Raw genomic sequence first — 19222 nt, 5'->3', positions numbered from 1 at the left:
TTCCTCATTTCTTTTATAGCGACAACATTCCGACATTACCAATACCTGCAAGCTCATCTTCTGTCCCCTTCACTATAATACTTCCATTGTTTGCCCGAAGGTAAGGGTACAAAATGCCTTTAATTCTTTTTTCCCCTACAACGACTTCGCCGAAAAGGTCCAGGGAGGACACTGATGCCTTAATGTCTTCCTCGGTCACGTCTTCGTCCAAGGTCAGCGTCCCGTCAACAATGAAGTTTGCCGGTTGTTCCAAAGCCAACAACTGATCCCTCGACCAGGTCTCTTCACCGTGAATGAAAACAAACAACCGCTCGTAACTTATGATTTCCGTATTCAGGCTGGGACATCGCTCCCAGACCAGATCCTCGATCTCCTCACTGCAAATGATGAACGAAGTCGACTGTATCTCTGACACGGCCTGACTAAAGGCATCCCGGCTCACATCCGCCTCAATAATGAGAGGCTGCTTCGTGTAGAACTTATGACCTTTAAATCGCCGAACGGTTCTTCCGTTTAGCCTTAACGGTTTGGTTACATATTCGAATCCTGCCGGGATCACCTCGACCAGGCCGTTTATCGTTTTCAGTTTATCGTAGAAATAAGGGGATTGATGTTCATGGATAACCGCCTTGCCGTTAACTCGGATGCTTTCAATCCGGGCCGTGAACTGCTCCATATCCAGTTCCTTATCCAGATGAACCATGCCGTTGAAGACCAGGTCCATAGGCTCGTTGCTGGAGGCCAGGTACGCATTGTTCAATTGAACCTTCCCAGACTCGAACCTGGGCTCGTATTCGTAAGCGTAAATCTCCGCGCTGGCTCCTCCCGCTTTGATCAACGCAGCGGTAACAGCTCCGGCCAGATGCCGGTGAGCATATACCTCGCCGTTGACCACCAGATGCAGTGTGCTGTTTTGGAATGCTTCAAGGGATACTTCTTTATCGATAATGACCGTGCCGTTAACGAATACGCGGTCCGGCTGCTCCAAGAGCTGAAAATATTCTTCGTCCAGCCGCAGCGTGCCGCTGTAATAACGATGTCCCTCCGGGATTTCAAGCGTCTTGCCGATATTGCCTGCATTTTTCAACTGCATAAGGAGGTGCGCCGACTCCGCCCGGTATATCACAAGACCCACATTCCCGATTCGCTCAATGCTTGTTACGCTTTCCTCCGTTGCCTGTGTAAGATCCAGCATCCCTACGTTCCCAATCATTCTGCTCATTTCATATCTTCCTCCCATAGTTTTCTCAATTTTTTGATGGCAGTTTGCAATTTGTACCGAACCGTAGCTGCCGGCATGCCGAGCTGTTCTCCGATTTCCTGGCTGGACATACCAAGCCAATAACGTTTAAACACGATATCGCTTTGTGACAGCGGCAAGCGGGCGAGCCATTCGGTCATTTCTATGTTGCCGCTTGAAACGGGGAGTTCGGCGACATCCAGATCATCCTCCCACGATACGAGCCGCTTCTCCCGCCGGCTAATATCGATCATGCGATTTTTGATAACTCTGAAGAACCAGGCCTTTTGCTTGTGAAGGGGCAGATCTGCGAGGCTCGGCTCCTTGATGGCCTTCATAAAAGCATCCTGAACCAGATCATCCGCTTCATAAGCATGCTTGGCAATGGATCTGGCATAACGCCGGACATCGTCCTTCAGATTTTCATAGAGATCACATACTTCCATTAGCCAACCTCTCACTTTTCGTTTTGTCTTTTCTGTTAATATAACGTTTGAGCAAATGAAACTGATGGATATTCCCGAAATTTTTTTTCGAGCCCATAAAAAAACACGCCAACCGTCTACGCGGTCAGCGTGTCTACCTATAACTGATTCTTCATCCCTGATGGCTCAATCCCACCAGCTAAGCACACATACCAGCATAACTGCCACCAAGAAACCGTCCATAAATTTGAGCTGAATTTTAGCCATATTAGATTTATCTCCTTTAAAGAGTTAACCACTCAAGTAAGGTATGATTCGCATAATTATTGATTGATCAATTACTAATTTTCGTAAAAACATCCGCATCATATCGTTATATCGTGGCTGCACTACGCTTTGCGTCTTCTGCTTCTCGAGCTTGTTTGTCCATTAAACTCCTCATCGTTGCCGTAATTGCCTGCTCATGGGGCGTCCATTGAATCGGGCCTATCAAGCGTTCATATTTTTCACCGCTCAGCACCAGAGGTTCCTCGGTCAAATACAGCATCTCAACCACCTCTTTCATCACCGGATTGAATAACCCGATCAGCGATAGCCCAATTCGTCCCAGCGGCATCACGGTCTTGCGCTTTCCGGCAGCCTGCTGCGCAATCCGTACCAGCTCTTGGCCTGAAATAACACCCGGTCCGGGGATATGCCAGTTCTGCCGGTAGGATTCCTCTCTCGTGGCAATCTCCACAATCATCCGGGCGGCATCCGGCAAATATACGTACTCGCGGGGAACGCTCATATTGCCTATGAACGCGGTTGGCTTGCCTGCCGCAATAGCTTCCATCGTTACGGATAGATAGGATGCCTGTGCGGAAGGACCGTAATAGTCGGGAAGCCGTACGATAAGAGGCTTTGCCTTATGCCAACGCGACGAGAATATCAATTGCTCGTAGGCCAATCTCACTTTGCCCTTACGGGTATGCGGTTTTTTTGGATGCTCCTCCGTTGCCCTTTCCATTAACCGTCTGCCATATGGATAGATACCATCCACCACTACAACCTTTGCTCCCATCTTCTCCGCAGCCTTCATCACCGATTCACCTAGAGGCAACAGCCTTGACTCCATCTCGTGATAGGGAATGTTCGCGCTGTGAAATATAACGTCAGCTCTCCCCGCGGCTCTTATGATATCCTCCTGTTTAAATGCATCACCCGTCTCCAGTGTAAGCAGAGGAGAATGGTCCAGCTGATCAGCCAGCTCATTCAGCTTCTTCATGGAGCGGCCGAAAGCCACCGTTTGAATTCCACGCGTAACCAACTCCGCAGTCAATGGAGCTCCTACGCCACCTGTTGCACCCAGAACAATCGCCTTTTTCATCATGAATCTCTCCCAAAAATTATTTTTGTTATTGATTGACCAATTACAAATGATTTAAAAAATAAGATGCCCTTCCTCCACCGCGCACTACCCATGCGGTACGCGGTGTGGTACTAAGAAATGCACCTGAGCATGCTCTATCTTTTGGGCATCATATTCGGCATATCCAGCGCCATGGCGATATTGCACAGCATACCCCGGGCCAGAAAATAGGAGGTTTTCTTATCGGCATCCCCAAATCCCGCTTCCACAAAAGCATTCTCCACGAGATCCTTCACCTCATTCATTCCCTGCTGCATCGCTTCGCGGATAGGCGCGTCCTGAATCGTCTGCGCCTGCATCTGGAGCAGAATCTCGCTGCGATGCGATTGCATGATCCCTTCGTACGCCCGGATCAATCCCGACTCCAGATTCTCTGGAGAAGCTGATTCGATCACCACTTGAAATGCCTTCACGATGCGCTTCCAGGAGACAGCCAGCGATTCCACAAGCAGTGATTCCTTGGTAAAGAACCGGTAGACGTATGGCTGGGATATCGCTGCCCGTTCGGCAACTTGAGCCGTGGTCGCACGATAATATCCGATCTCTGCAAACACTTCGATGGCTGCCGCCACGATATCATTCCGCCGATTCGCAGAGGTTGACGCTCTAGCCATTTCTACCACCCTCCTTTCACTCATTTTGTTTTATTATTGATTGACCAATTACTAATTGAACTCAGTATATAGGGTCCGCTATATTTTTGCAACTGCTTTTTTCCAAAATTATCGAATACAACATCTGGCTATAACTTCGCATCGGGAAGGAATCCGCTATTACTTATCGAACTGTTTTATAAACCGCGAATAAGGCGGTTGCATATTTAAACACTTTATTCTGCAATCGATCAAGGAGGATGAATCATGAGTCATGAAGGTCAACAGCAATTCGAACGATGGCATAGACACCGTACAGTCTTGTTGCAACTGCTGGAGGACGTACAGAGCGAGCATTTGGATTATAAACCGTGGGAGAACGCCTATACCTTGGGCGCATTAGCTGTTCATATTGCGGCGTCCTCGGATATGTTTCTGCACTCCATTGCAAAAGGCTCGTTCTCTCCGCCTTCGATTTCCACCCAGTTCGAAACCATCGATGACATTAGAAATATCGTGCAAGCTTCAACCGAATCGACTACGGCGGTTTTTGCTGAATTGTCCGACAGCCAGCTCGAGCAGCCGCTGGACTTTAACGGGTTCGTTGTCCCAGGAAAAGTGTGGCTGGGCACCATGGTCGACCACGAAATCCACCATAAAGGGCAGTTATTCACTTACGTGCGTGCTGTCGGAATCGAAAAGGTTCCCTTCTTCACGGTCCAGCCACCAAAACAGTAACGATAGGTACTGCTGAGTTGCTGCTGCAAGTCTCTAATACTCCCCCAGATTCATCATACTCAAAACAAAAAAGCCGGGTTTCCTGCAGCTTGCACTCAGGAAATCCGGCTTTCTTGCCCTTACTACCCCTGCTTCGCCAGCTTCACCACAGCCTGCAAGGCCGTGTTAATCTCGCGTTCCACTGCGTCAGCGACCACATTCGTGTTCGGGTCGTACTCAGCCGCGAGATCGGCGTCGGCAAAGCCGTCCATCGCCACAATCGCGCCGGCGCGAACGCCGCGAATCGCCGCAACGACGTACAGCGCCGCGATTTCCATCTCGACGCCGAGCGCGCCCGCTGCTTTATATTTCTGGTGCGGCACTTCCTCAACACCGTTAAAGAACACGTCCAGGGTTACAGTAATCCCCTTGCGCACCACACCCTCACCGATTGCGAGGGCGGATTCGTACAGCGCTTCTGCTACCTGGCTGTCCGCAACTGCCGGAAAGCCGTCTGGCACCAGCTGCTTCGTCAGGCCATCCGTACGGATCGCCGCTGTGCTGACGACAAGACTTCCCGCAGGAATATCCGCCCGATACGATCCGGCCGTCCCGACGCGAATCAGTGTTTTCGCCCCCGCACGGATCAGCTCCTCAAAACAAACCGCAGCTCCCGGACAACCAACGCCGTGGCTGGTTACCGCAAGCTCAACGCCTTCATACGTCCCCACGAATGTGCGGTACTCGCGGCTGAATGCCAACTCGCGCGCATCTTCGAGCTTACGGGATATCGTCTCCGCACGCTTGGGATCGCCGCAGACGATCACAAATTCAGGTATATCCTCTGAGTTCACTTGCAAAATAGGCATCAACATATTAGTCAAACTCCTTATGTGTCCATTCGTCTTCAGGTATATCCAGTGCCTCGCCGCTAAACCGTTCTTCCTTGAACGGGTCTGCTTCATTGTGGAAGCCGTTGCGTTCCCAGAAGCCCGGGCGGTCTTCCTTCATAAACTCAATGCCGCGCAGCCATTTGGCGCTCTTCCAGAAGTAGCGATGCGGCACAACCGTGCGCAGCGGCCAGCCATGCTTGTCCGTCAGCGGCTCGCCGTTAAAACGATAGGCCAGCAGCACAGCATCCTTGAGCAGATCCTCGATAGGTACATTCGTATCATAATCCGGATCGGCATGAAACATGACGTATTTGGCATCCGGCTTGATCTTCAGCCCCGCCAGGAAATCCCGGAACAGGACTCCCTCCCAAACCGTATCGAATTTGGACCAGCGCGTGACGCAGTGAATATCGGTGTTCACGTTCACCGTTGGCATCGCCATGATATCTTCATAAGAAAACGTCCGTTCCTCTTCGACTTCGCCGAATACCTTGAGCGTCCACTCCGACATGTCGTAATGAGGAACCTCCCCTTCGTGCAAAATGGGGAATTTCTCGGTCAGCGTCTGCCCCGGCGGCAGCTTGGCACGCTGCTCCTCGGTCAGGTTGCCCACCGCCACCGGCTTCATTTTTTTCAATCGCTCTGCTTTTTTGTGCACCAAGTTCATCTCCTTTACGCTTTCTCCGCTTTCGCATCCGCTGATCGTCTAAGATGGCGAATTCTCTTGTTGTCACGGCGCAGCGTGCGCACCTATCTGGAGCTTGAGCCCTGCTTCAGTGCATCCTGCTGGAAGCTTCTGTCCTTAAAGAAGAACATCGCCAGAATCGTGACGACATAAGGCAGCATCTGCGTGAAATGCGTAGGCAGCGCCAGTCCCTGGAACCTTATGCTGAGTGCATCCATAAAGCCAAACAGCAGGCTTGCCGCCGTTACTCCAAGCGGACCCGATTGGCCCAGCATCGTGGCTACGAGCGCAATAAAGCCGCGTCCAGCCGTCATGCCTTCCGTAAACATCGTCACCTGTCCAAGCGACAGCTGCGCACCGGCAAGCGCACACAACACACCGCTCGCCAGCACGGCTCCATACTGATACCGTCTTACACGGATGCCCACGCTTTTGGCAGCGAGCGGATTCTCGCCGGCAGCCAGGAACCGGAAGCCGCTCTTCGTGCGATAGAAATAATACCACATGAGGCCCGCAATCAAAAACGACAGATAGACAAGCGGCGTCAAACCCGCCAGTATCGGACCGATCACCGGAATATCCTCGATAATCGGAATGTTCCATTTGGGCAGCCCGACCATCGTATTGTCATAAAATGCACCTTTTACATCAAAAATAGCCCGTAGACTAAATGTGGTCAATCCAGCCGCCAACGCATTCATCGCGATACCGACCACAATGACGTTCGCCTGCAGATTGATGCTGAGATAAGCAAATATAAAAGAGAATATCGAAACGATCACAATCGCGAACAAAATCGCATAAAAGACGTTGCCAAAGAAGTGGTTCCCCACCACGGCGGAAAAAGCGCCAAGCAGCATAAAGCCTTCCAAACCGACGTTGAACAGTCCGACGCGCGAACACAGGGCACCGCCGAGGGCCGCAAGCAAGATCGGAGTGAGCACCCGGAGGGCCGAGTTGATTAAGGCAAGATCAAACAGCTGTTCCATCGGATTTGTTCCCCTTTCTGCGCTTCAGGAAGCTGTAAGTGAATCGGGCGGAGATAAACAGAATCAGCACGGCTTGGATAATCGCTCCTACCTCAAGCGGCACTTCCGTATTCCGTTCCACGCCCATACCGCCTGTCTGCAGCGCGGCCAAAAAGATCGAGGCAATCAGCGTGCCGATCGGATGCGATCCTGCCAACAATGCAGCCATAATGCCCGTCCAGGCATAGTCGGCTGTAGATAATGCACCATCAATATAGCGATACTGGGAGCCCAGAATTTCAACAGCGCCGCCAAGACCGGCCAAGCCGCCGCTGAGGAACATGGCGCCAAGCATCATCGGCCCGCGCTTAACCCCGCCAAACAGAGCAAACAGCGGATTTCCGCCAAGCATCCGTACCTCGTAACCGATCACGGAGCGCTTCAACAGTACGAATATAATCAACGCGGCCAGCACCGCGAGTACAAAGCCTACATGCAGCGGCATGCCGGAGATTAGCTTCGGCAGCCAGACGCTGTTATCGAGCATTTCAGATTGCGCCATCGCAGCTGAACCCGAGCGGTCCTTCAACGGATAGGCAACCAGATAACCCGCAAACAACACGGCCACATAGTTCAGCAGCAGCGTAGAGATCAGCAGGTTCACCCGAAACCGGGCATCAAAATATCCGGCCATCACCGACCATAATCCGCCTGCGATCACACCGGCAAGGATGGCAACGATACACACCAGCCAGCCCGGGCCCGGCATGTACAATCCGACCAATGCGGCAGAAAGCGCGCCAAACACCATCTGACCTTCTGCACCAAGGTTAAAGAAACCTGCGCGGAATGCAAACGCCGCGCCCAGACCAATCAGAATAATCGGGGTCGCCCGGGACAGCGTATTCGTAAAGAAATACATGCCGCCGAAGGCACCCTTCCACATCTCCGCGTAAGTCTGCAGGATATCGCCGCCGGCAATCATAATCGCAATGGCCCCGGCGAGCAGCCCAACAATGATCGCGGCAATCGGCTGGAGCAGCGGAAGCGTAAATTTTGTCCATTTATTCATTACAAGGTACCTCCCGCCATCAGCAGTCCCAACTTCTCTTCTGTCGCTTCCTTCGCTGACAGCTCGCCTGCGATCCGGCCTTCAAACATAACCAGAACCCGGTCGGACAGCTTCAAAATTTCCGTTAATTCCGACGATACCAGCAGAATTCCTGTCCCCTCTTCACGCCGCTTGAGCAGCTCGCCATGGATTGTCTCCATGGCTCCGATGTCGACGCCGCGCGTCGGTTCGGCAGCGATCAGGAACGGGGTTCCCTGCTCCAGTTCCCGTGCGACGATCAGCTTCTGCAGATTGCCGCCGGATAAATACTGCGAGCTGGTCTCCAGAGAGCCTGTCTTGATCGAGAACTTCTGAACCCATCCGGAAACGAGCGTACGAATGTCCTTCAGATTAAGGAAGCCGCCCTTCTGCAAGCGGCGGTGGTGCCCCATAAGCCCGGTATCCATCACGGTTGCCGTTCGATTAGCACCCCATACATAGCGATCCTCCGGAATATGGGCTAATCCGTGCTCCCGTATTTCTCTTGTCGACATACCGGTTACGTCCTTGCCCGAAACGGCAATCCGTCCGCTGTCCGGCTGAGCCAGACCGGAAATCACCTGAAGCAGTTCGGACTGCCCGTTGCCGGAAATACCGGCAATCCCGACAACTTCGCCCGCACGGACTTCAATATTCACTTCGTCCAGAACCGGCTTTCCTTTCGTTCCGCGGATCGAAACGTCCGAGACTTCCAGCACCTTCTCACCTGGCGTGATCGGCTTTCGATCCAGCTCCATGAGCTCGCGTCCGACCATGAGACGGGAAAGCTGATGGGCATCGGTATTCCCCTTCTCCACAACGCCCGTGACGGCGCCGTCACGAAGCACCGTGATGCGATCGGCCACATCAAGGACCTCGTTCAATTTATGACTTATCAGTATAAAGCTCTTTCCCTGTTTGGAGAGCTGTTTAATGGCATCCAGAAGCTCCTGCACCTCGAGCGGCGTCAGCACGCCCGTTGGCTCATCCAATATAATGATTTCAGCGCCCTGATACAGCACCTTCAAGATTTCAACCCGCTGCTGCACGCCAGGCGCGCTGCTGCTTACGATTGCGCGGGGATCCACCTTCATTCCGTATTGATCACAAAGCCCCTCAACAATCTTCACGGCTTGCTTGCGGTCAAACCTGGCACCTGATCCCGGCTCATTGCCGATCACGATATTCTCAGCGATTGTAAACGTAGGAAACAGCATGAAGTGCTGGTGCACCATACCGATGCCGCCCTGAATCGCGTCAAGCGGGCTTGCAAACGAAACTTCCTTGCCATTCAGCCGAATCGTACCCGAGGTTGGCTGCTCCATCCCGTACAATATCCGCATCAGCGTTGTTTTGCCTGCACCATTCTCCCCGACAATCGCATGAACCTCACCCGCACGCAGCGAAAAATCAATGCCGCGGTTTGCGCTAAACTCGCCATACTTTTTCGTAATATTGTCCATCTGGAGTAGCATCGAGTCATGCCTTCCTTTCGCTTCTGAATGAAAGACCGACTGCGCATGTGCAGCCGGTCCAGGTGAGAACTAATTTTGTTCCAATGCGTTCGTTACTTTAATCTTTCCGGCGATAATATCGTCGGAAATCACCTTAAGCTGATCTACGATGTCTTGTCCAATAAATGGGTTAAGCGGTGTTTTGCTCTCATGGGTTACGTAAGTAAGACCCACGCCGCCTTCTTTCAGACCGTAATCACGAATATCGAATGAGTATTTGTCTTCTGCAAAGTCTTTAACCGTTTCGTAGACAACAGCGTCTGTACCTTTCAATTGAGCAAGCACAACGTGCTCGGGATCCGTGCCCGTGTTATCCGTATCTTGTCCTGAAGCATAGAAGCCTTTCTCTTTCGCGGCTTCGAATACGCCCAAATCACCAACAGCGGAAAGGCCTGCAACGAAATCGGCACCTTTGGAGTTCTGCAGGAGTGCGAGTTCCTTCGCTTTAGCCGGATCTGTGAAACCGCCGACGTAGTTAACGAAAATTTCAACGTTAGGGTTTACCGATTTTGCACCTTCTGCAAAGCCAGTCATATATTTATGCATAATAGGAATGTCGTCTGCAACCACGTTGCCAACCTTGTTGGTCTTCGTAGCCAATCCAGCTGCTGCACCAAGCAGGTAAGCTGCTTCATGTTCACGGAATACGACGCTGCGGACATTCGGCAAATCCACTACCGTATCGATAATGGCAAAAGGCACGTCCGGATTCTCCGGTGCAACCTTCTTCAGTGCATCTTCCATCTGGAAGGTGGATGTGATAATCAAATCATATTTTTCAGCAACCGCCGTACGCAGGTTTTGCTCAATCGAGGCCGGGTCTGTCGATTCAATCGTTTTCACTTCGACATTGAAATCGGCAGCAGCCTTCTTCAATCCTTCGTCCATCAATGCAAAGAAAGGATTCACGCCGATCTTCTCAGGGAGAACAAGTGCAATGCGTTTCTTATCTTGAGATCCTTCTGAACCGCCATTAGCTGCACCAGTGTCAGTAGACTTATCGCTATTGCCGCAACCTGCAAGCAATCCAACAGATAATACGAGTGTTAATAGAATTGACCATGTCTTTTTCATTTCCTGACCTTATCCTCCTAAGTGAGCACTTTTTATACTATTATCCTAGGGTATAGACAAGCAGATGTCAAAACAAAAATTTTAGCGTTTTATGTAGTTTAATGTGTTTTTTAGCAAAAATTTGGCGGAAAACTGCCGATATCACAGAACATTACCTTATCAAAATGTCGAAAACGTTCGGAAATTGCCAACATTTGAGCAAGCGTTTTCTGCCGAGATCAGCATGAAAACGCATTATTTTCAAATTGTTGGCAGCTTATATGCTGCTTTTCCTTTTCATTCACGCAGAAAGGGATGCCCAAAGGCATCCCCTGCAAATATATGAAAGGTTCTAATATCCGACCTAGTTAATCCCGCTGAATCAATCGATCAGCTCTGCCGCCTTCAATAGCCGCTGCAGCATCACGGCCGCCTCGCCGCGGGACAGCTTCTGCAGCGGCTTAAGCCCTGCGTCGGCTCCATGGACTATTCCTTGCTGCACAAGCGCGGCAGCAGCCGGTTTGGCCCAAGCGGACAGGTCTTGGAGATCTTTAAAAGATGAAAGGATATCAGCTGATTCCATCTCATTCACTGTACTTGTTATTCCTGCCAGCCTCATCACTCTACCCATAACCGCTATGGCCTCTTGGCGCGTAATCCCTTGAGTTGGCCGAAAACGGCCGTCCTCATATCCCTGAAGAAGCTCATACTGTACGGCTTGTGCAAGGACGCCGCTATACCAGTCGCCTGCGCTGACATCCTGAAAAGCAGGGATTTCGCCCTTCACCTCGTGCAAACCGAGTGCCCTCACGATCATGGCAGCAAACTCCGCACGATTCACATGAGCGTCCGGAGCGAAAAGGGTCCTCTCGGGCTGATTCGCACCTGGGTTTGTGGACTCCTTCACTCGGCCGCTTCCATTAAGGATCAATCGCGAAGCCAGATCGTTCACGGCATCCTTGGACCAATGAAACGAAACATCGGCAACGCTCGCTTGATGAGATATGAGAGCAACGGTTCCGGCGGTGAGGTGATGCAGAACGGCCTCGCTGCTTCCATCCTTCTTCATCTCGGTTCGCGTTGGAATATGATGGAGATCTTCATTCGCATCCACCCGGGCAGCTGTAGTAATATGGCCTGACGCTCCCTGTGACAATGAAATCCGCTGCTCCACATACTGTGGAAACGGATCTAATTGCAGGGATATGTCCTGAACTTTAGCTGTAATTTCAAAATCGACAGGCAAACCGATAAGGGTTATGCCGGATTGCAGCGCCGCCTTCTGAACAGCCTTTACCTTAGCTGCATCGCTGGCAGCCATCGTCAGAGTCACCAACATTTGATCCGCCGCTATCGGCTTATCCAAACTTCCCGACTTCTGCCAGCGCGATGATGCCATCACGGCAGCAGGAACATGGAAGGTACCGAGAGCGGATCGGATTTCAATGGCGCCCTGCTTAGCATCAAGAAGGTCAATTGCAGCACCGCTTATTTCCAGGTAGACATGATCCGCAGGCTGTGCAAGCGCAATGACGATGACCGGATTGTAGTCCACGGTCTTTAAACGGGCTTCCAGCTTTGCCGTATCCAGCTTCATCGAAACGACGGTATGTCCATCTGTCTCATGGAACAAGCCTGTAACCATCCCTTCCTGAGATTCATCGTTTAGCGTAACTCTGACATTCACTCTATTCTCTGCTGGCGTGGCACTGCCTGATGAACCTGAATTTGCGTATCCTGAGCCTGAGCCAGTACCTCCAGGAGATAAACCTCCTCCCGGTTCTTCAGGCGTTACACCTCCGCCTCCGGTTGACGACGCTCTTGTCACCATCACTCTATATTTCAGATGCTGGCCATCCGGCGCCGTCACAACGACCTCGATTATATGGTTACCGACGGAAACCGGGAGTTCCGGGCTCTCCTGACCGGAGAAAATATCGATCGGCCCCACTTCCAAATCCCCGGCTTCCCCGTACACGCTGACCGTTACCTGTACACGAGCGTCATACACCTGGGCAGTCACCGTAAGGCGATCCGTTTCATTGGCTGCCTGTGCCTTGTAGTCATAATGGTATCTATCGAATTCAGGGCTCAGACCCACTTCCGCTCCAGGTGAATTCAGCGCCAATGCTTGCAAGGTGGCGTCATACGGCGTGGTCGCAGGCTCCCTGACCGTAAAGCTCCAGGTATCCCCGCCTTGAATTCCGGCAAAATAGGTACCCGAATGGTTACCGGTAAAAGCCCCAGACTCGATCTCGACATAATAAGTCGTTCCATAGTCGAAAGCAGTCAACGGATCCAGGGTCAACGTGTTCCCGAGAACCGAGACTTTACCTGCATCAGCAGCATCGATGGTCTCCACGACGCGCTGATCCGAAGCTTGCCTAATCGTAATCGATTTACCGGACACAGCCGTCACTTCTTCATTAAAGACAACCTGCAAGGTCGCATCTCTTTCAACCCCGACAGACTGATGAGCCGGCGTATACGATACCACCGTTAGCTCGATGGGTGCCGGGTTCGCACTCCATTTGGCATACAGCGTGACATCCTGCGTACCAAATATAAGCTTGCCGCCAGCCGGATAATCGATCCCGCTTCCGTCGGCCTTCGTATTCCAGCCGACGAAGGTATATCCATCCTTGCCCAGTTGGCCCGTATTACCCGCCACAACCGTCTCGTCGCCTTTGGCAAACAAACTGCTGCTTGCCGGAACATTCCCCGTGGCATTTCCGTTGCCATCATAGATTAACGAATAGATTTGCGGCCATTTCGTTGTCACTTTCAGCATACGGTATGCGCTTTTTCTGCCGACTGCATCTTTGGCGATGACATTAAAATAATATTCCGTGCCTTCCGCAAGTCCGTTTACCGCAAGTGCGGTTTGATCCGCCGTGTAGCTTCCGATCGGCTTTCCATACCTCTCCATTTGACTTACGTCCCTGATATTGGGGCTGCCTGACGAATATAATAGATACTGCAATTCGTACTGCTCCGTCATATTGTCCAAGGCCTTAGGCCACTCCAATCCAACCGAATCCGCCGTAATGCTGTAAGGATTCAGAATCCCACTGCCGGTATCCGGCGCCGTGGTATCCAGCACGGCCTTCGTCAGGGTAGGAATATCCCTGGTATTGTTGTAGGATCCATCCCCGATTTGCCCTCCGGAGTTAGAGCCCCATGCCCAGACGGTCCCATCCTTCTCCATCGCCACGCTATGATAGCCACCGGCGGAAATTTCACGAACATGCTCGATCCCTGACACAGAGACCGGAATTAGGCTGGAGGCATTCGAGCCCAGACCGAGCTGCTTCTGACTGTTATCCCCCCAGCTCCATACGTTTCCTGCTTGGTCCACTGCAAGACTGTGGTACCCTCCGCCTGCAACCGCAACAATATGCTCCAAGTTTCTAACCTGCACCGGTCTCGTTCGATTTGTTCTCGTGCCGTCACCAAGCATGCCGTAGGTGTTTTTTCCCCATGCCCAGACGGTGCCGTCTTGTTTAACGGCCAAACTATGAGACCCCCCGGCGGCAATCGCAATGACGTCTGTCAGCCCGGCAACCTGTACCGGCATGTATCGATCCGTCGTCGTTCCATCGCCAAGCTCCCCGTCTCCGTTCACGCCCCAGGCCCATATGGTACCGTCCGATTTTAGCGCAAGACTGTAATATCCTCCAGTCGCAATGGCCGTCACATCGTTCAAACCAGTCACCTGAACCGGGAAGTTTTGTTGTATCGTCGTTCCATTGCCCAGCTCTCCGTTGACGTTTCTCCCCCAAGTCCATACGCTTCCGTTCTCGGAAAGCGCCATGCCGTGATAGCCTAATCCGCCGGATATGGCCTTGATCCCGCTTAAACCCGCAACTTGTGTGGGGGCGTTCACATTCGTTGTCGTTCCAATTCCCAACTGTCCGTTCTCGTTCGCCCCCCAGGTCCACACCGTTCCGTCCTGACGGAGCGCCATGGAGCTGCGGACGCCGGAATGAATGTCAATGACATGGTTCAAACCCTTCGCCATGACCGGAGTGATCCGGGTGCTCCAGCTGCCGTCGCCCAGCTGTCCCCTGTCTCCATACCCCCATGAGTAAACCTCGCCGCTGCTTACAAGCGAAGCGGTATGATAGTAACCGGCAACAAGCTTCGGTGCAACCGCGGTGGCTGCGAAGGCTTGCCGGTATCCGAATACCCAATCCATCTGCATCAACAGCAAAGCTATACATAGCAGGATTTTCCCTGAACGCTTTAACATAAATCTCCTCCCTCATTTCATCAGCGCTTATAAACCACAATCCCGGTCGGGACCGCGGTACCATGGATGCTATCAAATAAATGGAAGGGAAACGATTGACAAACGTTAACTTTTCATCATTTTTTTCATATAATCTAGTTATCTTGACTCAAATTTCGTAAAAATAACGTTCGTATATAGCGAGGGTACCTATGAAATTACTGACCGATTCACCTATTCTGAAAATGAAAATAAGCCTTCCCGGGTTAAAAAAGCATCTCATTCACCGGGATCGGCTTATTCAAGCGATGACAGCAGGCCACAATGGACAACTGACTACCATTATTGCCCCTGCCGGATACGGCAAATCGACGCTGCTGGCCCAGTGGGCTCATGGAGCCCACGAGCGATGCGCCTGGGTGTCGCTGGATGAACGGGATAACGATCCCGTCCGCTTTTGGCGATACGTTGCAGCCGCCTTGGCTTCGGTTCTTCCAGAACAGCAAGGAGATCGGCTTATGAACCATACGCATCTGCTGCCAAGCGCCTCGATTGAAAGCTTTCTGGATACGCTGATCAGTGAATTATACGAGGAGCATGAACCCCTCAATCTCATTCTCGAGGACCTGCATAGCATTCACTATCATGCAATCCATGCGGGGATTTCCTACTTGATTGATTACCTCCCTGAGCCTATCCATCTATTCATCTCCTCCCGAACCGAGCTTCCATTCCCCACGATGAAAGGGATGGTTAACCATGAGGTCAACCATATCGGAATGAAGCAGCTGGAATTCACCTCTGATGAAACCGAGCGCTTTTTCCGGCATGAATCAGATAGCAGTCAGCCCCGTCTAACTCCGATGCAGCTGGATGCATTGCTTAATCGAACGGAAGGCTGGATAACTGGGCTCCAGCTTGCTTCGCTTTCCCTGCGAAACGGCCGCGATCTGGAGCCATTCGTCGAAGATATGAAGGGAAATCAACTTCTGATCTCAAAATATATGTTCCAGGAGGTGATAGGCAGGCTATCTTCCGAGGTGCTCACTTTTCTGCTGCAGACCGCAGTCCTATCGGAGCTTCATCCACAGGTGTGCGATGCTGTAACCGATTTCAGCGACAGCCGCCCGATGCTGGAGGAGCTGCAGAAGCTGAATCTGTTTCTGGTTCCACTGGATGAACATCATATCTGCTATCGCTATCATCATCTGTTCTCGCAGTTTCTGCTGGACCTCCTGCTACGTGAAGATAACGGGGAGTATACGAAGCGTCATCGGCTTGCCGGGCAATACTACGCTTCTACCGTTTCTATGGATGAGGCCATTGACCATATGTTTGCAGCGCAGGACATTGAGGGGGCCGTGAACCTGCTGGAGCAGCATATGCAAACCGTGCTTGAACGGGGGGAGATTGCTACCTTGCTAGAATGGTTTGACCGCATCCCATCCCCATTCTCGATGACACTTGAAATGTCATTAGCGCATGCCTTTATCATGGTTCTGGCAGGGGATCTGGAGCGGTCTGAGCGCATGCTGTCCCAAATTGAAGAAACGTGCGCCGCACTCGCGTCATCAGATCGACGGGAGCAGCTCCGAAGCAGCCTCCTGTTCGTGCGTTCCAATCTTGTTTTTCTGAACGGGGACTTCGGCAAATGGTTTGCTTTTAGCGAAGGCATCCTCGACAACGCTATGCCCGACAACCCGATCTACTATCAATTCGATTACAACCGGCAGGAGCCTTACGTAAGGCGTACACCGCTTGGCATGAAGGGAGCTCTCTCCGCTGATACGGAGAAGATTGCACATCTGTTTACCGGCGTGCTGGAATCCCATGGATGGGCGCATTCGCTCATGAATTTATATGTAAAGCAATCCTTGTGCGAGGGGTATTATGAATGGAACAAGCTTACCGAATGCCGTCAACTACTGGTACAGATTCGAAATGCGCCCCCCGCCAAAGAAACCATGGGTTTGTTCGTGCCGCTTCATATAACCGAAGCCAAGCTGTACGCTGCGGAGGGCAAGTTTCATCTGGCCCATTATGCTCTGGATGAAGCATGGACCGCTGTCCTCGGCAGGAAAGCGAGCCCATGGCTTGCTCCATTAAAGGCTATACGATGCATGCTCTATATTCGGGAAGGGCGTATAACCGAAGCCCGAAAGGAAGCGGCCGGCCTCCCGATTTCCGTCAAGGACCGACCAACCTATAGCCGGGAAACCGAATATTTGGCGTTCGTTCGCCTGTTAGGCAAAAAGCGCAGGGAAACTGAGGCGCTTCACCTCCTGGAGCTGTTAAAACCCCAAGCCGAGCGCGAACAGCAGCGATCCAGCATCATCGAGATCACAGGCCTGCAAGCACTGCTGGAATATCAGCGTGGTCAGCGAAAGCAGTCTCTTCATCTCCTTGGCGACGCATTGCGTATTGGAGCACAGAACGGTTATGTCCGTTCCTTCCTGGACGAAGGAGAGGAGATGTACCAGCTGCTGAAGCTGTATGCAAACCACCAAGGACAAGAAAGCGGCTTACAGCCGGAGCAGCATCAGCTGCTTGAATATGTACGCATCCTGTTGGAGCATTTTCCGGATTATCCCCAAGCGGACCCTTCATCCGCCAAGCTATCCCCGTCTCTTCTCCTGGAGCCGCTGAATCGGAATGAAATGAATCTCCTGCATCTGATCCGGCAAGGTGCCGCCAATAAACAGATGGCCGCTGCACTTGGCCTGTCCGAAGGAACGGTCCGGGTATATTTATCCAGACTGTATGGCAAGCTCGGCGTGACTACCCGCACGCAGGCTCTGGTTAAAGCCCAGTCATTAAACCTGCTAGAGGATTGAACGCTATATCCCAAGTAGCCCCACAAAGTGGAGCCTATGCTTCGATGCTTATTCCAAATACTTTGCGGGGAAAAATGAAAAAGGAACTCCGGTCGGTCCGTGGACCCGGGGTTCCTTTTATTTGATCATTTTTCCTTAAGACAACTCTCTATCCATCATGAGCTGAAGGAGCGTATCCATTTGAATCGGTTAACCTTTACGATCGCCACAAAACACTTCAGTATCTGATCGGACTTCAAGCAAATGAATATGGCGAGTGGTGATAAATGGAACACGAACGCGCATAATGCCGAGGAGGGCAGCACGATCAGCCACATAAAAATCAAATCGTTGTAAAGCACAAAGCGGGTGTCTCCGCCGCTTCGCACAATGCCCGTTAATGCCGGCATCTGATAAGCCGTTCCGACTACGGTGATCGACAACACTGTCATGAAATGCAGCGCGAGTGTTTTCGCCTCATCGGATATGGAGTAGAAGCCCAGGACGAAATCCTTAATTACAAACAGCACAGCGCCCGTCAGCAAGCCGAGCAGGATATACAGAATCTGCAGCGTTTTGGCATAGGATATAATTTTGTCCATCAACCCTTCACCGATGGTCTTCCCAATCAGCACAGCCGTTGCGCTGGCCGAAGCGTAAACGATGACTGTCACCATCTGGAAAATCGTGGTAGCAATACTGTTGGCCGCGATTGCCGATTCTCCCATATGCCCCAGAATGGCAGTTTGTGCCGCCATGGCAAGCCCCCATATCGTATTGGACAGCAGAATCGGGGAGCCTACGCGAATGTACTGTTTGAAGAGCTCCATATCGAACTGCAGAAAATTCTGCAGCTTCAGCAAAATTTTGCGATCAAATCGTTTAATGTACACCAGGACGATCACGCATTCAATGATTCTTGCCGTCAGGGTAGCGATAGCCGATCCGGCCACACCCAGTTCAGGAAAACCTAAATACCCGTAGATGAGGATATAGTTCAGGCAGATGTTGATAATCAAGGTCGATAACGATACCACAAAGCCGATTTTCACCGTTTCCACGCTTCGCAGTGAAGCCAGCAAGGAACTGGTGACGGCAAAGAAGATATAAGAGAAACAGATGATTCGTAAATATTCCACACCTGCGGCTATAACATTCTCTTCCTTCGTAAACAAGGACAGTACCTCATGCGGGAAAAAGAACACGATCGCCCATAACACAATACTGAGGAAGATGGCCATGCGCATGCCGATGCTTGCCGCCTTTTTGATGGAGCCTAGATCCTTCGCTCCCCAGTATCTGGACGACATGATGACCAATCCTTCACATACGCCCATAACCAGCATGTGCAGCAGGAATTGGATCTGGTTCGCGAGGGCAACGCCCGATAGGGCCGATTCACTGTATCCTCCCAGCATGACGTTATCCGACAAATTCACGCCGACCGATATCAGGTTCTGCATCCCGATCACAATCGTCAGCCAGAAAAAGCTTTTGTAGAACCCTTTTTCGCGAACAAATAAACTCATGTCAGTTAACCTTCTTCGTCTATAAGATGATGAATCTCTAATATGTATGAAATTACACAA

At 51.5% G+C, this 19222-nt stretch carries 14 protein-coding genes; 2 read left to right on the top strand and 12 right to left on the bottom strand.

Annotation, left to right across the window (positions count from 1 at the left end):
• Positions 1-13: 13 nt before the first annotated feature.
• From J7E85_RS30570 to J7E85_RS30555, 4 genes are all read right to left on the bottom strand, one after another.
• Positions 14-1222, bottom strand: coding sequence for a hypothetical protein (locus J7E85_RS30570; RefSeq protein ID WP_215163783.1), 1209 nt, complete (start codon positions 1220-1222; stop codon positions 14-16).
• Entirely contained in the window at positions 1219-1686 is a 468-nt protein-coding gene (locus J7E85_RS30565) for an RNA polymerase sigma factor (RefSeq protein ID WP_215163782.1), read from the bottom strand. Before J7E85_RS30565 ends, J7E85_RS30570 begins: the two co-directional genes overlap by 4 nt.
• Positions 1687-2038: 352 nt before the next feature.
• The gene (locus J7E85_RS30560; protein ID WP_215163781.1) at positions 2039-3034 is read right to left on the bottom strand and encodes an NAD-dependent epimerase/dehydratase family protein; all 996 of its coding nucleotides are present in this window, start codon (positions 3032-3034) and stop codon (positions 2039-2041) included.
• Between the two features lie 137 nt (positions 3035-3171).
• Positions 3172-3690: a TetR/AcrR family transcriptional regulator gene (locus J7E85_RS30555; protein WP_215163780.1), complete on the bottom strand. Its 519-nt coding sequence runs from the start codon at positions 3688-3690 to the stop codon at positions 3172-3174.
• A 246-nt stretch (positions 3691-3936) separates the two neighbouring features.
• Here J7E85_RS30555 and J7E85_RS30550 point away from each other — a divergent pair, with 246 nt between their 5' ends.
• A complete protein-coding gene (locus J7E85_RS30550; protein ID WP_215163779.1) occupies positions 3937-4407 on the top strand; it encodes a DinB family protein in 471 nt (156 codons plus the stop codon).
• 122 nt (positions 4408-4529) lie between these two features.
• Here the strand turns inward: J7E85_RS30550 and J7E85_RS30545 are convergent, their stop codons facing one another.
• The 7 genes from J7E85_RS30545 to J7E85_RS30515 all read right to left on the bottom strand — a co-directional run bounded on the left by J7E85_RS30545 (position 4530) and on the right by J7E85_RS30515 (position 14841).
• Positions 4530-5261: a nucleoside phosphorylase gene (locus J7E85_RS30545; protein ID WP_215163884.1), complete on the bottom strand. Its 732-nt coding sequence runs from the start codon at positions 5259-5261 to the stop codon at positions 4530-4532.
• Position 5262: 1 nt separating this feature from the next.
• Entirely contained in the window at positions 5263-5937 is a 675-nt protein-coding gene (locus J7E85_RS30540) for a sulfite oxidase-like oxidoreductase (RefSeq protein WP_215163778.1), read from the bottom strand.
• Between the two features lie 92 nt (positions 5938-6029).
• Positions 6030-6953: an ABC transporter permease gene (locus tag J7E85_RS30535; protein WP_215163777.1), complete on the bottom strand. Its 924-nt coding sequence runs from the start codon at positions 6951-6953 to the stop codon at positions 6030-6032.
• Positions 6937-8004: an ABC transporter permease gene (locus tag J7E85_RS30530; protein ID WP_215163776.1), complete on the bottom strand. Its 1068-nt coding sequence runs from the start codon at positions 8002-8004 to the stop codon at positions 6937-6939. Before J7E85_RS30530 ends, J7E85_RS30535 begins: the two co-directional genes overlap by 17 nt.
• Positions 8004-9497 carry an ABC transporter ATP-binding protein gene (locus tag J7E85_RS30525; protein WP_215163775.1) on the bottom strand — a complete coding sequence of 498 codons (1494 nt, stop codon included), beginning with the start codon at positions 9495-9497 and terminating at the stop codon, positions 8004-8006. The genes J7E85_RS30530 and J7E85_RS30525 overlap by 1 nt, the downstream gene beginning before the upstream one ends.
• A 69-nt stretch (positions 9498-9566) precedes the next feature.
• A complete protein-coding gene (locus J7E85_RS30520; protein ID WP_215163774.1) occupies positions 9567-10610 on the bottom strand; it encodes a BMP family lipoprotein in 1044 nt (347 codons plus the stop codon).
• 361 nt (positions 10611-10971) lie between these two features.
• Positions 10972-14841, bottom strand: coding sequence for an RCC1 domain-containing protein (locus tag J7E85_RS30515; protein WP_215163773.1), 3870 nt, complete (start codon positions 14839-14841; stop codon positions 10972-10974).
• Positions 14842-15065: 224 nt separating this feature from the next.
• Between J7E85_RS30515 and J7E85_RS30510 the strand changes: the two genes are divergently transcribed.
• Positions 15066-17654 (top strand): winged helix-turn-helix domain-containing protein, encoded by a 2589-nt coding sequence (locus J7E85_RS30510; RefSeq protein WP_251036160.1) that lies wholly within the window; start codon positions 15066-15068, stop codon positions 17652-17654.
• Between the two features lie 155 nt (positions 17655-17809).
• Here J7E85_RS30510 and J7E85_RS30505 read toward each other — a convergent pair whose 3' ends face one another.
• Positions 17810-19162, bottom strand: coding sequence for an MATE family efflux transporter (locus tag J7E85_RS30505; RefSeq protein ID WP_215163771.1), 1353 nt, complete (start codon positions 19160-19162; stop codon positions 17810-17812).
• Positions 19163-19222: the final 60 nt, after the last annotated feature.

The organism is Paenibacillus sp. ISL-20 (assembly GCF_018613005.1).
In the GTDB taxonomy this organism is placed as follows: domain Bacteria; phylum Bacillota; class Bacilli; order Paenibacillales; family Paenibacillaceae; genus Paenibacillus_AQ.
This window is presented reverse-complemented; position numbering and strand designations above follow the sequence as displayed.